Source organism: Pseudopedobacter beijingensis (genome assembly GCF_042678145.1).
Taxonomy (GTDB): Bacteria; Bacteroidota; Bacteroidia; order Sphingobacteriales; family Sphingobacteriaceae; genus Pseudopedobacter; species Pseudopedobacter beijingensis.
The window spans coordinates 12,203-28,099 of record NZ_JBHUDG010000015.1 but is presented as its reverse complement, the minus strand read 5'-3'; the positions used below and the strand labels follow the sequence as shown (position 1 = coordinate 28,099).

The following is a 15,897-nucleotide window of genomic DNA, read 5'->3' as shown; positions in this document are numbered from 1 at the left end:
AACTATTAATTTTAGTATGTTGTTTTTTATTCAAAGCAACTACTATATATAAATTACTAAACCAAACCCTAAATGTATAGAAAAAGACACTTACTAACATTATGTCTCTGTTCTTTATTGTTATTCTTTAAAACGGTAAGAGGGCAGAATGAAACGAGAGTTGTTACTGGTAATATTAAAGACGAATCAGGACAGACAGTTATAGGCTGCGTTTTGATAGTAGAGTCTACAGGAAAAAGAACCATGACTGATGGAGATGGTAATTTTTCAATAGGTTTGCCCAAAGGTACTCAAAAGGTGAAAATAACATCTATTGGTTTTAAGGATAAAACTATTACTGTTGATGAAGATAATAACTTTATAGAAATTGTTCTTTCGGAAAACGCCATTGAGATGGATGAGGTAATAGTGGTGGGATATGGTACTCAAAAAAAATCCAGTATTACCAATGCGGTAGAAAGTATAAACTTTAAAGATCTCGAAAACATACCTCAATCAAATACCATAGACTTATTGTCTGGTAGAATAGCAGGGCTTTCTGTTACGTCAGTGGGAGGTGAACCGGGGGCAGATGACAGCGAAGTAAAATTGAGGGGAACAGTTACAAGCGGCATCGCTATCAGTCCTTTGATTATTATAGATGGAGTACAAGCGGGTCTTAAAGAATTTTCGACACTATCTCCGGCAGAAATTCAAGAAATAACTGTTCTGAAAGATGCTTCTTCTACAGCTATTTATGGCTCAAGAGGTGCAAACGGAGTAATTCTGGTGACTACAAAACAACCCGCTATCGGTAAGGTAAAGTTTAACCTTAATAGTAGTTATGCTCTGCAAGATGGTATAAGGTTACCAAAAATGGTGGAGTCATGGCAATGGATGATTTTACAGAATGAAGCGGGGTATAATAATGTACGACAATTTACAGAAGAGGAGATAAGTAGAGTTAGATCCGGTATTTATAACGATTCTTTGGCGAATTATAATCCTGTTGCCAGTCTATTTCGGACAGCACCACAAGTTATAACCAATTTATCTATGAATGGTGGCACGAAGGATCTTTCTTTTCAAGGCTCTTTCGGATATCTTAATCAGGAAGGAATTATGTATAATACCGGAAGTGATCGTATAAACTACCGTTTAAATGTGAAAACCACCATGTCTAAAAAACTTGAGGCTGGGTTTAATATATCTGGTTATACACAAAATAAGAATGAAGCTTATACAAAAGCCTCGGTAATTTTTAAAGATAATCTTTACAGGTCTATCCCCATCAACCCTGAGAGATATACGAATGGAGAGTGGGGAGTATATAGTTTAGCTCTAAATGAAATTTCTTTACCAGCGCGTTTAGTTGCAGAGCAAGGAAGAACAGATATTTTAAACAAGCGTTTAACTATTATACCTTCCTTAATTTACAGACCTGTTAAGTCGCTTACCATAACTTCTAATTTTTCCTATACCAGTACGATAGCAGGAGAAGAAAGATTTAATCCCACATATACCTATTATGTTCCTAATGGGACATCTGTATTTAACCGAATAAATTCGTTGTATAAATTTAATTCGTCCTCAGATCAGCTACAAACCACAAGTTTGGCTACTTATAGATTTAATATTAAGAAGGCGCATGTATTTACGGCGATGGTAGGATATGAGTTTATGGATTTTAAACGTGATAGATTCTCTGGTAAAGGAAATAATCTTGCTACTAATGAAAAGCAAGTGTTGGATCAGGTGACAACCGACATTACCACTACAGGTATGAAACAGCATTGGGCATACCAATCGGTATTTAGTCGTATAAATTATGCATATCGAAATAAATACTTTGCAGAAGCGAATATAAGAAGAGATGGCTCGTCAAGACTTCCTAAAGATAAACGTTATAACAGTTTTCCTTCTGTATCTGCTGGGTGGATGGTTTCTAAAGAAGAGTTTTTTGAGAAAATAAATCCCGGAAAAGTTTTAGATCAGCTAAAGTTTAGGGCAAGCTGGGGAAAAACTGGTAATGACATTGTGGGGGTGCGTAATTATCACCAAACATATGAGTTTAGTGGTTATTACACTATAGGAGATGAGGTTTATGGTGGTGCAATGATACATGAGTTTGCCAATCTGGATTTGAGCTGGATTACAGCTACCACTACCAATCTGGGATTGGATATAGCTATGCTTAAAAATAAACTGGATGTGACAGTAGATGTGTACAGAAGGATGCATAATGGCGTTATTTTTTATCTAGATTTTCCACCTTCTATAGAGAACGCCACACAAAGATTTTCCAGAAATCTGGCAAATGTTTTAAATAATGGGGTGGAAGTTTCGGTGAAATATAGAAATGCTATTAATAAACTCAATTATCATATAGGGGTAAATTATGCCCGTAACACTAACGAAATTGTTTCTTTATTGGGGCCTGAAGCTATACAAGGACCTTTTATTACAAGAATTGGAGCTCCGTTTAATTCTATATATGGATACGTATATGATGGGATTATTAAGAATGCGGGGGAATTAGCTACAACTCCCGTACTTGGAGGTGAAAACAACCGTAGTAGTATGAAAATTGGAGCCATGAAGTTTAAAGATATTAGTGGACCTGACGGGGTACCCGATGGGATTATTGATTTTCATGATCGTACTACACTTGGTGCTAGTCAGATTCCGTATGAACTGGGATTAACAGGAGGAGTATCTTATAAGGGGTTTGATCTGAGCTTTCTATTTTACGGTGTAAAAGGAAAACAGATTTATGTAAGAGATTATGGTAATTTACCTGGTACCTCTATTCATGCAAATTTCTGGGAAGAATGGTGGGATAATCGTTACAGTGCGACGGATAATCCTGAGGGTACCTGGCCTGTTTTTACCAGTAACGGTAATAATTTGGGAGTAGGAGAAGTATCTTCTTTTTGGGTACATAATGCAGATTTCATCCGTTTAAAAAATCTGGAATTCGGTTATACAATGTCTGATAAATTCTCAGCAAAAGTTGGGGTTAATAGATTAAGGTTCTATTTCTCGGGACAAAATCTGTTAACTTTTACCTCGTTAATTAAGCAGGTAGATCCTGAAAGATTCTCAAGACAGATGAATAACCAAACTTACCCGCAGGTGAGAATGCTAACCGGAGGTGTGAATATTTCTTTTTAACCTAAAAATTAAAGAACATGAAACATTTTGTATTAATCTTTCTATCAATTGTTTTTCTGTTAGTTTCATCTTGTAAAGATCCTTTACAGATTACCGATCCTAATTGGCTGGAAGAAGAAAGTTTTTATAAAAACGAAAAAGAAGCTTTTTTAGGGTTGGTGGGAGTGTACGATGCCTTTCAAGCTAGAGGCCTAATGGGGAAAAGCTATCGGGAATTTGATATTATTACAGATAACGCTACTTACAGGAGCGGAGCAGAATGGCGAGCTATAGAATCAGATATTCATATCTCTAGTGACGCAAGGATTGCTAGGTTCTGGACAGATTACTATGTCATTATTAACAGGGCAAATAGAATGATAGATAAAGTTTCTGTTATGCCTGATGATCTCTTTAAGAGTCAGTCGAAATCCAGAATATTAGCAGAAGCAGCTTTTCTACGAGCTTATGCTTATTATGATCTAACTGCAATCTGGGGCAATGTCCCTTTTTATACAAAAACTAAAGAAAGATCTGATGCAGCAGAAGCTGCAACCTTTAAAAAAGATATATATGCTTGGATTATTAATGATCTTAAAACATTTGTAATCCCTAACTTACCCAAAATAGTTCCTTTATCTGAAAGAGGGCGTATTCCTAAGGCAGCAGCAGAGGCATTGTTGGGGAAATATTATTTAACTGAAGAAAATTGGTCAAAGGCAGCGGAAATTTTTTTTGGGATTATTGATTCTAAGCAATATGAATTGTATCCAGATTATGCAGAGCTGTTTACTGAAAAGGGAGAATTTTCTAAAGAAAGTTTGTTTGAGATTAATTTCACAGGAAAAGGAATAGATACAGGTGAGGGATTCTCTACAAGGATAGATACCACATTAGCATTGACATGGCCTTCTCAACAGATAATACCAATAGCAGATTTAGTAGACTCATACTTATGTACAGATGGGAAACCTATAGTTGCTGATTATTCTCCTAATGGTTATGGTGCTAAATCTCCAGGTTATGTCTCTGGCTCAAACAATGTGAATACCAATACTACCCGTTTCAAAGATAGGGATCCACGGTTAAGAGCAAGCATTTATACTTTTATGGATAAGAGACCCAGTGGCGTCCGTTTATGGAATTATAATAATGTAGGTGATTTTGCCATCAAAAAATATTCTATTATATCCAGTCAGCAATACGAAAATGGGGGGCCACAAAACTATTATGTAATCAGATATGCAGATGTGCTGCTGATGTATGCCGAAGCAAAAAATGAAGAGTTAGCAATACCAGATCAGAGTATTTATGATGCTGTAAATGAGATTAGAAACAGATTGAAAACAATGGCTCTTTATCCGGCTGGACTCACAAAAGAGCAAATGCGTAAACGTATCAGGGACGAAAGGCGTTGGGAATTTGCGTTTGAACATCAGCGCTTTTTCGACCTGAAGAGATGGAAAGATGATCAAGGAAATCCGTTGTTGCTTACCCTTCCTCCTGCTTCATTTCCAGCTGATAATGAGGGAGTCTTTAGGAAACGAGCAAGCATTCCCAGGGTATATACCTGGCCCTACCCTCAAGAAGAAATGGATGGAGGAAATAGAGCTTTACAAGCTCAAGGGCAAAATCAAGGATATTATTAAGGTATTATAGGAAAAGTAAAATTAATTATAAAACAAATAGAAACAAGCAATTATGAAAAAAGTAATCTTAAGTATGCTATTGGCAGTTGGTTTATCTGTATACGTAAATGCGCAACAAGCTAAAAAATATAATTCACTTTCTATAGAAGCAATGGAAGAAATAAATGCTACAGCAGAACAAAAACAGAAATTTAATGAGCTTATGAAGGAGTTCGAGGAAAAGAAGAAAGAAATAAGGAGTAATAATGTTTTAAGCGCTGAAGAAAAGAAAACCAAGATGAACGAATTGTTCAGGTATAGGATGAAAACTTATTGGGATGAAATATTAACACCAGAACAGAATAAACAATTGAGAGAAAAACAGAGGGCTTTAAAAGCTCTGTCTAATGATTGATTTTTAGTGAGTTATTGGTGTTGATTAAGTTCAGTTCGATTGTTGATTAATGTTTTAGGTATAATCTTTTACCATATTGCATTGGTCACAATATCAACACAGCTATAATAAATAATTATTGAATTGAATTTATAATGAAAATGAAAATGAGAGTACTTTTATTATTTAGCATAGTCATTTTTCCTTGTTTTGCTATAGCACAATCAGTAAAAAAATTGAATTATGATTTTCCATTGCCTCGGCCTCATATGGGCTTAATTATTGGTAATGGTACTCAGGGGCTTATGATATGGGGAGAAAACGATGTACTTAGTATTACAATTGGCCAGAATGGGTTTTGGGATCATAGAGGAGCAAATGAACTTAAGAACCTAACAAATTTTAACGATTTTAAAGAAATTGTTCATCAAAAAGGTAAGGTGGGCAAGTTGTTTGGAAGCCCAAAATCACAAGGTTTACATAGGCAAATCGGCGGCGGAGTTTTAGAAATAAAATTCCCGCAGGGATATAAGCTAAAAAGAGGGGTTTTAGATTTACATACCGCTACAGCCAGCATTTATCTTGTTGGTAATGATAATAAGGAAACGGTTTTTACGATACGGCAGTTAATAAAAGCTGCTAGTGAGTTTCAACTTGCTTGGTTAGATATGCCTGCACATCTTAAAGCGGTTTATACATTGCAGCCCAGTTGGAATTGGATTAAGAAAAGTTTAGAGCCGGCAGGTATATCAGCGCCTAAAGAATGGCAAACAGCAAAAGGAGTCAAAGGCTTTACACAAACACTTCCAGAGGACGATCCGCTAAATATTGCCTATAAACAGGAGGAAGGGCTACTTTTAGTAGGAAGTTATTTAGGGAAAATGAATCAGTCCGATTTTGATAAAAATCTAACTGCAAATGCTATAAAAAACAATCTAGCTTCAACAGAAAAATGGTGGAAAGATTACTGGTTGTCAGTTCCAAAAATCAATATTCCAGATCCTGTAATACAAGAAATCGCCGATATGGGCTTGTATAAGCAAGCTTGTGTAAATCCTCCACATGCTAAAGCGGCAGGTTTGCAGGGGCCATTTCATGAACATCATCAATTACCACCTTGGGGAGGCGATTTTCATTATAATGTAAATGTCGAAATGATTTATGAACCCTCATTAGCTTCAAATAGACCTAACCATTTTAATCCGATTTGGGATTTAATACATATCGCATTGCCAAAATTCAGAGCTAACGGAGAGAAATTCTACGGACGTAAAAATGCGCTTTTATTTCCGCATGCAACAGATGACAGAGGTAATTTAAGAGGAGGATTTTGGGCAGGTATTGTAGACCAAGGTAACGTAGCTTGGATGGCTACTTTAGCCTGGAGACATTATAGGTATACCTTGGATAAAGACCTTTTAGCTAAAACAGCATGGCCGCTTTTAGAAGGGGCTTTTGAAACTTACTATTCTATTTTAGAAGAAGTAGATGATAAAAAAGGTGGAAAGAGATTTAGTTTGCCAGTTTCGGTAAGTCCAGAATATGGAGGTACTTCATTAGAAAATGCAACAGGGAGAGACGCTTCCTTTCAACTGGCAGCTTTACATAGTATTACTACAACTTTACCAAAAGCTGCAAAAATTTTAGGAAAACCGTTAGACTCACGCTGGGAAGATGTAAGTAAACGTCTTCCTCAATATACCACAATAGATGGTATCTGGATGCCGGAAAAAGGCGGTGCCGGTATTAGGATTGCTTTGTGGGAGGGGCAAGATTTAGAAGGAAGTCATCGCCATCATTCGCATTTAGCTGGTATTTATCCTTTTTCAACTATTGATCCTTATGATCCTGTACATTATGAAGTACTAACTAACACCATGCATAATTTTGTTTTTAAAGGCGCAGGTAATTGGGTCGGATGGAGTGTGCCATGGACGTCCGCAATATGGAGTCGTATGGGGGCGACAAATGTAGGTGTAAAATGGTTACGTTATTGGGCCGATAATTATTTAAATGCAGGTAGAGGATCATTGGCATTTTTGAGTTTGCCAGGAGTAGCTGTCGGAGCAGATTTTCGTTTTAATCCTAAAACAAAAGCATATCCTTGGGATCGTGAGCGTAACGGAAGGTCTATGGAAAGAATGCAAATGGATGCTTCAATGGGAGCATTAAGTGCCGTTTATGAACTACTGGTGCAAAATAAAAAGGACGATATACTTGATGTATTGCCGGCAATTCCGGATGGCTGGAGAAATTTTGATTTTTCAGGAATATTAACAGAAGGTGCTTTTTTAGTTAGTGCAACTGTAAAGGATGGAAAAACAGCAGTAGTGAAGATAAAAAGTACAAAAGGTGGACTTTTAAAGATGAAACACAACTTAGGCAAAAGTTACAAAATGAATGGAAAAGAAATACAGAAAGCAGCTTCTGTATTAGAATATAATACCAAAGCAGGAGAAGAGGTTCTTCTGGAAAGAATATAATGATTAATAAAAAACGAATAAAAATAAACTAAACGCTGACAGGGGTTATTCCAAATGTATAACAACCCTGTCAGCGTATAAATTATAGCTCTAAGCTTACACGTTTTATGAAAAAAACACTGTTTTTAATTTTATCAATTTTTACTTCAATTTCAATCTATGCAGAAGTCTGGACCCCACGTGTGATAGGTGATAACATGGTTTTGCAACGTTCCGAACTGGTGAAACTTTGGGGTAAGGCCAGTCCTAATGCTAAAGTACAGGCTGTTTTGGGTAATTATAAAGCAGAGGTTAAGGCAGATAATGAGGGTAAATGGAGTCTTTTTTTGCCAGCAATGGAAGCTAATAAAATCCCGCAGGTTTTAAAGTTTTACGAGAATGGAATTTTATCTAAAGAAGTAAAAAATGTCTTGATAGGGGAAGTTTGGATAAGCGGTGGGCAGTCTAATATGGCTTGGACGGTTTTAAAAACAACAACAGTTGCAGAGGCAAGAGCCAATGCCGATAATCCTATGATACGATTTTTTACCAGAAATATAGAAAAAGAGGCAGCCGAGCCGCAGGAAGATACCCATGTTCAGTCCGGATGGAAAGAAAGTACAAAAAAACAAGTTAGCAGCTTTAGCGCGGTGTCTTATTATTTTGCAGAGCAGCTGTATAAAGATTTAAATGTCCCTGTCGGAATTGTTGAAACAGCTATGGGCGGAACAATGATGATGGTGTGGTTAAAAAGAGAGGATATGTCAAAAGGTTTTGATGAAGAATTGAAAGCTTTTGATAACGAGAAGGCAAAATATAATTATGATGCTGCACTGAAGAAATATGAAATAGCATTTAAAAATATGCAGGCTGAGCGTGAGAAAGCCAAAACAGAAAATCGACGTTATACAGGACCGAATGTTAACAAGCCTCTGAAATTTACACCAAGAGGAGTCCACAGAACACCTGAAGTGCTTTACAATTCCAGAATTGCCCCCATAAAAGGCTATACTGCCAAAGGATTTATATGGTATCAGGGTGAAGCAGATTCTGGTAAACCTGAAACTTTTACAGATCAATTTATAACACTTGTATCTACCTGGAGAAAATACTGGAGTAAATCAGAGATGCCATTTTATTTCGCACAGCTTTCCTCATTCGAAGGTAAGTATGACTGGAAGTGGGGAGCAACCCGTTGGGCGCAATTAGAAGCTCAAAAACGGATGAAAAATACGGCAATGGTTGTTACCAATGATGTAGGCGAAGAAAAAGATGTTCATCCACAAAATAAAATAGCGGTAGGCCAACGCTTCGAAAATATAGCCATGTATGAGCTATATGGCAGAAAAGAAATTAATCCTTATAGCCCATTATATAAAAGTATTCAGTATAAAGAGGCAGAATGTGTGGTAACATTTAATACGTTTGGTGCTAGCTTAATAGCTAAAAAAGAAGCTTCTGGTATAGAAGTGCTCAGCAAAGATAAATGGATAGCAACAAATAAGGTTATTACTAATAAAAATGGAGAAATAACGGTTAAATCTCCTAATGGAGAGCTAATAGAAGGCGTACGTTATTTATGGGATGGATGGGCGCAGCCAGCTATATTTTTGTATAGCGATAATGGATTGCCAGCAGCTGGATTTATAAGTATAAAGTGATTTTTTAAAAATAAAACATAATAAGCATGGCTAGTAGGTATTCTTTAATTGCGTTTTTAGTCTTGTTTTTTGGATTAGGCTTTACAATAAGTTTAGCTCAAAAGCCTAAAAAAGACCTTATTTATACATCATTAAATTCCAATTTACAGGAAAGTTTTACTAAACCTAGTAAAGAAGCCAAACCTTGGTCTTTTTGGTATTGGTTAAGCGGTAATGCAACACGTGAAGGTATTACTTATGATTTGGAATCGATGGCAAAAGCAGGCATTGGCGGGGCTTATATTTTTGCTATTGATCGTCCAAATTACGAAGAATATTTACGAGTAAAAGAACCCGCACATCCTCCATTAGAGAAATTTTGGGAATTGGTCGCTTTTGCAGTAAAGGAAGCCGGTAGATTGGGAATGGAAATAGCATTTAATGCCGGGCCTGGCTGGTCGTTGGCAGGCGGACCATGGATTACTCCCGAATTTTCTATGCAAAAGCTGGTTTCTTCTACAACTGTAGTAGATGGTGGAAAGCCGCAAAAAATACAACTTACTCGTCCTAATACAGAAATAAAAGAAGGTACATGGACGATGTCTAAATATGCTGATTATTATCGAGATATAGCTGTAATAGCATATCCTGTAGCTTCCGGATGGAAAGAGTTTTCTGCAACTAACCTAAAACCAGCACAATTAATTACAGATTTTGCTACTAAATATGGGGCAAATGGGCCACGTTTAGCTAAATGGACGAATGATATTGCTGCAGAAAGTTGCATTCCTTTTAAGCAGGTAATCAATCTTAGTGATAAAATGGATAAGGATGGTCATCTTAATTGGATAGCTCCTGCAGGTAAATGGGTAATCCAACGTTTTGGATATTCCTCCACAGGAGAAACTGTTCGACCTACAGGACCTCTTAATAAGGGGTTGGAGGTAGATAAGTTTAACCCCGAGGCAGTGAAATTTCAATTTTCAAATTGGTACGGAGAAGCTATTGCTAGAGTAGGGCCCGAGTTGGCCGGGAAAGTTCTTTCTATGAATCATAGCGATAGCTGGGAGTGCGGTGCACAAACATGGTCGCCTGTTTTTAGAGAAGAGTTTAAAAAACGTCGTGGTTACGATCCTGTTCAATATCTGCCGGTTACTATGGGAATTGCAATTGGTTCGGCAGAAGAATCGGAAAGGTTTCTTTGGGATTATCGCCGTACGATATTGGATTTAGTAGTTGATGTGTTTTTTAAAACATCTGTAGAGCTTACCAATAAAGCAGGCGGTACTTATAGCTCCGAGACAATGGCTGGTACGATGACAGACGCCTTAGAGTTTTATCGTGAAGTAGACGTTCCTATGGGAGAATTTTGGATTGCTTCACATGGGCAGGATGCAGCTCATCTTCCAGAGGTTTCATCCGGAGCGCATATATATGGAAAAAGGTTGGTTCAGGCAGAGGCATTTACTCAGCGTGTAATTAGGTGGACAGAGGATCCCTATTACTTAAAAACTTTGGGCGATTATACCTATGCATCCGGAATTAATCGGTATGCCCTTCATGTTTGGGCTCACCAGGCATTTCCTGAAAAAGTACCTGGGATAACATTATTTAATGTTTACGGTACCATGTTTAGTGCCAACCAGCCCTGGCAGAATTTAGCCAAACCTTGGTATGATTATATGACCCGTTGCCAGTCTATGCTACAACAAGGCTTGCCTGTTGCAGACGTAGCTTATTTTATAGGCGAGGAACTTCCGGCTAGTGCTATTCATCGTAGTCGTTTAAGTCCTTCTTTACCTTTTGGTTACGATTATGACTGTATCAATAGAGATGCTTTATTGACAAGAGCTAAAGCGGAAAATGGACGTATGGTTTTACCTGATGGGGTGTCCTACAAAATGTTGGTATTGCCACTAAGCATGCGGATGAGCCCTGAGATCGCAAAAAAAATCGGAGAGCTTGCATCGGCAGGAGTTTTAGTGCTTGGCCCTAAACCAAGTAAATCGTTTAGTCTTTCGGATTATCCAAATAATGATGCAGCGCTTCAAAAAATTGTATCCAGTACCTGGAGTAAAGTAATACAAAACGCTCAACCTGCAGAACTTCTTAAAAAGAACGGATTAGCATTTGATGTTGAGTTTATTAATACGGATATGTCTTGGATACATCGGGGGAATAAAGTTTTGCTAAGAAATAAGGGCTGGAACCCTAAAGATGCAGATGGGAAAGTGAAGCATTTACCAGAATCTGGTATGGAATACAGCTCGCCTAGTTTTGCCTCTATTCACCGTAAGACAAATAATGCGGATTTCTATTTTTTAAGTAATCAGGAGCTTGAAAATAGAGTAGTAACAGTTGCTTTTCGTATTACAGGAAAAGAGCCAGAATTATGGCATCCGGAAACAGGAGAAATGAGACTTATTACAAATTGGGAAGTTAAAAATGGTCGCACTTATATTCCGTTACATTTTACATCTGCAGAAAGCTATTTCATCGTTTTTCGTAATCAGGGAACAACGCCAGCAAAAAAGACAGAAAACTTTGCGAATTACGAAAACATACAGAATATCAATGGAGCATGGACAGTAATGTTTGAGACAGAGCGTGGTGCACCTGCAAAAGTTGAACTGCCGGAACTGGTTTCATTGTCACAGCACAGTGATTTTGGCGTAAGACATTTCTCTGGTGTAGCTACTTATCAGCGTAAAATAAATATAGCACAAAGTATTTTAAAACGATCTGGAAGTGAGCGTATAATGCTAGACCTTGGTGATGTTAAAAATGTTGCTGAAGTAACCCTTAATGACAAAAAACTTCAGGCTGTTTGGAAACCGCCTTTTAGAATAGACATAACCGATGCTGTTAAATCCGGTGAAAATACGTTAGAAATAAAAGTAGCCAATACATGGAAAAACCGGTTGATAGCAGATGCCGGTTTACCAGAGGAACAACGTGTTACCTGGACGCTTTTCCGAGAGAAAGAAGGATGGTTTAATGCTAAAAAAGAAGCCTTGGTATCGTCGGGATTAATTGGTCCTGTAACTATTAATAAGAAAACTTACGAGCATTTAAAAGGGAATTGATGTGGTTTTTGAAATAAAATCTAATGATGGTTTATATATGGAAATGAATATGTAATTAAATTATAAAAATTATGAAAACAATAAAAATTATGAAGAAATTACTACTTGTGATATTTTTTATCGGAAATGTCTTTCTAGGTTATGGACAAGACACAAGTAACGAACCATTTGTTACAGTTTGGAAAACTGATAATGAAGGTGGTGTAACGAATAATAAGCAGATTAAACTTCCTATTACAACTAACGGTACAACAACGTATGATATTTTCTGGGTTAATGTAAATAATTCTAGTGAGACTGGTACGTTATTAGGAGTAAAAGGCCCACAAACCATAGATTTTCCTAACTCAGGGACTTATAGGGTAACCATTACGAATTATAATATTCAGACTAATAATAATTCACTTCGGTTTACTTTTGGAGCTCCATCTAATCCAGAAATACAGGATCGCAAGAAAATTATACGTGTTGAAGCATGGGGAAAAGTAAGGTTTAGAGATAATCACACATTTAATGGGTGTGCTAATTTAGATATAACCGCAACCGATTTACCTACACTGACAACTGCAGCAAATATGTTTCAAAATTGTACTTCTTTGATAGGAAACTCTTCTTTTGATTCATGGGAAATGAGTGCTGTAACATCCCCTACGAATATGTTTGCTGGGGCTATTTTATTTAATCAGTCTATAGGAAATTGGGATGTATCAAATATGACTAGCATGTCAAATATGTTTAATGGAGCTACAGCATTTAATCATTCTTTAACTAACTGGAATACAAGTTCTGTAACATCTATGAACAATATGTTTCAAAATGCAACTTCTTTTAATCAGCCATTAAGTACAGACGGAAGTAAATGGGATGTATCAAAAGTGACTTCAGTAGCTAATATGTTTAGTGGAGCAAGCTCTTTTAACCAAAATTTGGCGAGTTGGAAACTAAATTCTGTGACCAGTATAAATAGTATGTTGGCTAACAGTGGCATGAATCGAGAAAACTATGAAGCTACTTTAATTGGTTGGGCAAATAATGCATCAATAGCAATATTTGATCCTCCAACTAATTTTAATGTAAATGGAAGACGTTATTTAACACAAGAATCAAAAGATGCTCGGGCTATACTAAAGGCTAAAGGTTGGAATTTTCAAAATGATACTGATGAAGGAACTTTGCCTGTAACTTTTGTAGAACTAAAAGCTAGCTTGATTAATGACGAATTACTGGTTCAATGGCAGACTATAAGCGAGCAAAACAACGATAAATTTATTATTCAGTTATCTAAAGATGGTGAAAATTGGCAGAAAGTGGCAACTGTAACTACCAAAGCCATTAATGGGAATTCAGATGAGCCTATAGATTATTCATATACTATTGGTTCTAATGATCTTCAGTTGGCAAGTGTACCAGTATTGGCAACAATAATATTAGCTGTATTATTGTTTAGTCGCCGTAAAGGTTTATTTATATCTATGACTTTATTGTTTGGGATGTTTTTTACTGGCTGTAATAAAAGTGAATTAACTTTAAAGGAAAAAAGTGATTTCTATTTGAAAATCACTCAGATAGATAAAGATGGGAAGACTATAAGTGATAGTGATGTTGTTTACGTGAAAAAGATTAAATAACGGTTTTAAAAAAGAGTTAGAGCGTGTTCTTGTATAGGTTAATCTAAATAAGAACATGTTTTTCTTTTTGATAGAGTGCTCTTAAACTAATGATTATGAAAGCAATAAAAATGAGGAGAAGAATCCTGATCGTAATGTGTTTTGTTTTGTTCGCTACATCTGGTTTTTCACAAACTGAGTTTGTTACCGTTTGGAGAACCGATAATCCTTCCGGTAGAGGAAATATAACAACTACAAAAAGTCAAATCAAGTTACCTTTGGGGGCTCGTAATTATAATATTTCATGGGTTAAGGTAGGGAATCCTTCTGTCAATAGTAACGGAATCAGTGTAGTTGCAGGGAGTAATACTGTGGTTACTTTTCCATCGCCAGGAGATTATGAAATCAGATTGACCTCGGTAAACTCAACCCAAGCTTTCTTATTTACTTTTGGAGTTAATTCAGATACTACAGATAGTAAAAAGCTTATTGATGTAAAACAGTGGGGAACTCTTACTAAATGGGATAATGTGAGTAATATATTCAGAGATTGTATAAATATGGATATATCAGCTACAGATAAACTTGTTTTAATGAGAAACGTTTCAAGTATGTTTTTAGGCTGTGAATCTTTAGTAGGGAATGAGTCATTTAATACTTGGCAAATGGATGGTGTTAATAATATATCCAATATGTTCAGTGGGGCTATAGCATTTAATCAGCCTATTGGCAATTGGAATACAGGTACAGTAACCAATATGTCAGGTTTATTTAATGGGGCTGTTATGTTTAATCAGGATATAGGCAATTGGAATACAGAAAAAGTAATCAATATGTCTAATATGTTTAATGGAGCTATGGCATTTAATCAACCTATAGGCAATTGGAATACTAGTGTGGTAACTAACATGAATAGTATGTTTAGTAGTGCAAGGGGATTTAATCAACCTTTGGTTACAAATGGAAATAAATGGGATGTATCGGCTGTTACCAATTTAAATGGCGTGTTTAATACTGCAAGAGCATTTAATCAGAGTTTAGCAAGTTGGAAATTAAACCCTGCTGTTACTACTGTTAATTTTATGCCTAATAGTAATATTGATTGTGAAAATTATCAGAATACTTTAGCCGGATGGGCAGAAAATTTACCAGAACTTACCGAGGATAAGGTTTTAAATGTTAATGGAAGAAAATACTATGGCCAACTAACAGTTGCTAACCGCAATATAATTATTGGAAAGAAATGGATATTATCTGGCGATATGCAGGATGGTACTGTTTGTGGCTTTCCGGTAACATTTACTGGTGTAAAAGCCTCGCTTTCAAATTCTGAACTACTTGTTCAATGGAAAACAACTGCTGAAAAGGACAACCAATATTTTACCATTTGCCTGTCAAAAGATGGGGAGAAATGGACCGAGCTAGATCAGGTAAGCAGTAAAGCAGGGGGGGGGAATTCTAATACTGTATTGGAGTACAGCCATAGTGTAAATATTAGTGGTGTGCAATTAGCCGGAATTCCAGTAATTTTTAGTCTTTTTCTGTTGGTTTTATTATTAAAAAGACGAAATGCAAGTTTGTTTATAGCTATGGTTTTGTTTGGTGGTGTGTTTTTTACAAACTGCACTAAAACCAAAGAAGTAGAACCGGAGGCTCTGTATGTGAAAATAATGCAAATTGATAGAGAACAAACAGTAAGTGAAAGTAAAATTGTTCTTGTAAAAAGATTAAAATAAAATCTGTAGCAGGCAAATCGAATGAGTAGCTTAAGTAGTACGTATCTCTTGATGTCAATCTTGTACTGTTTAATAAGATGATATAAAACTGTCTGCGGACAATCTATTTTTAATGAGAGTTTTCTACTAAAAAAGAATGCATCTCTTTTTAAAAATAATTTTGAGACAAATGAAATTGGAAAATCAAGAATAAATCTTGATCGAGGATATTC

The 15,897-nt window shown here is 36.3% G+C and carries 8 protein-coding genes; all 8 read left to right on the top strand.

What is annotated here, in order from left to right:
* Window positions 1-72: 72 nt before the first annotated feature.
* Entirely contained in the window at window positions 73-3,153 is a 3,081-nt protein-coding gene (locus ACFSAH_RS09620) for a SusC/RagA family TonB-linked outer membrane protein (RefSeq protein WP_379662515.1), read from the top strand.
* Window positions 3,154-3,170: 17 nt separating this feature from the next.
* Complete coding sequence (locus ACFSAH_RS09615) at window positions 3,171-4,781, top strand: RagB/SusD family nutrient uptake outer membrane protein (protein ID WP_379662514.1); 1,611 nt, start codon at window positions 3,171-3,173, stop codon at window positions 4,779-4,781.
* 52 nt (window positions 4,782-4,833) lie between these two features.
* Window positions 4,834-5,175, top strand: a complete 342-nt coding sequence (locus ACFSAH_RS09610) for a hypothetical protein (protein WP_379662513.1) — start codon at window positions 4,834-4,836, stop codon at window positions 5,173-5,175.
* A gap of 146 nt (window positions 5,176-5,321) precedes the next feature.
* Complete coding sequence (locus ACFSAH_RS09605) at window positions 5,322-7,637, top strand: glycosyl hydrolase family 95 catalytic domain-containing protein (protein WP_379662512.1); 2,316 nt, start codon at window positions 5,322-5,324, stop codon at window positions 7,635-7,637.
* A gap of 107 nt (window positions 7,638-7,744) precedes the next feature.
* Window positions 7,745-9,277, top strand: a complete 1,533-nt coding sequence (locus tag ACFSAH_RS09600; RefSeq protein ID WP_379662511.1) for a sialate O-acetylesterase — start codon at window positions 7,745-7,747, stop codon at window positions 9,275-9,277.
* A gap of 26 nt (window positions 9,278-9,303) precedes the next feature.
* Window positions 9,304-12,342 (top strand): glycosyl hydrolase, encoded by a 3,039-nt coding sequence (locus ACFSAH_RS09595; RefSeq protein WP_379662510.1) that lies wholly within the window; start codon window positions 9,304-9,306, stop codon window positions 12,340-12,342.
* Between the two features lie 71 nt (window positions 12,343-12,413).
* Window positions 12,414-13,970 carry a BspA family leucine-rich repeat surface protein gene (locus tag ACFSAH_RS09590; RefSeq protein WP_379662509.1) on the top strand — a complete coding sequence of 519 codons (1,557 nt, stop codon included), beginning with the start codon at window positions 12,414-12,416 and terminating at the stop codon, window positions 13,968-13,970.
* Between the two features lie 95 nt (window positions 13,971-14,065).
* On the top strand, window positions 14,066-15,685 hold the full coding sequence (locus ACFSAH_RS09585) for a BspA family leucine-rich repeat surface protein (protein ID WP_379662508.1): 1,620 nt from the start codon (window positions 14,066-14,068) through the stop codon (window positions 15,683-15,685).
* Window positions 15,686-15,897: the final 212 nt, after the last annotated feature.

Excerpts from the sequence above, each read along its gene's own strand:
- ACFSAH_RS09620 (WP_379662515.1), top strand. The coding sequence starts at position 73 with ATGTATAGAAAAAGACACTTACTAACATTATGTCTCTGTTCTTTATTG.
- ACFSAH_RS09615 (WP_379662514.1), top strand. The coding sequence starts at position 3,171 with ATGAAACATTTTGTATTAATCTTTCTATCAATTGTTTTTCTGTTAGTT.
- ACFSAH_RS09610 (WP_379662513.1), top strand. The coding sequence starts at position 4,834 with ATGAAAAAAGTAATCTTAAGTATGCTATTGGCAGTTGGTTTATCTGTA.
- ACFSAH_RS09605 (WP_379662512.1), top strand. The coding sequence starts at position 5,322 with ATGAGAGTACTTTTATTATTTAGCATAGTCATTTTTCCTTGTTTTGCT.
- ACFSAH_RS09600 (WP_379662511.1), top strand. The coding sequence starts at position 7,745 with ATGAAAAAAACACTGTTTTTAATTTTATCAATTTTTACTTCAATTTCA.
- ACFSAH_RS09595 (WP_379662510.1), top strand. The coding sequence starts at position 9,304 with ATGGCTAGTAGGTATTCTTTAATTGCGTTTTTAGTCTTGTTTTTTGGA.
- ACFSAH_RS09590 (WP_379662509.1), top strand. The coding sequence starts at position 12,414 with ATGAAAACAATAAAAATTATGAAGAAATTACTACTTGTGATATTTTTT.
- ACFSAH_RS09585 (WP_379662508.1), top strand. The coding sequence starts at position 14,066 with ATGAAAGCAATAAAAATGAGGAGAAGAATCCTGATCGTAATGTGTTTT.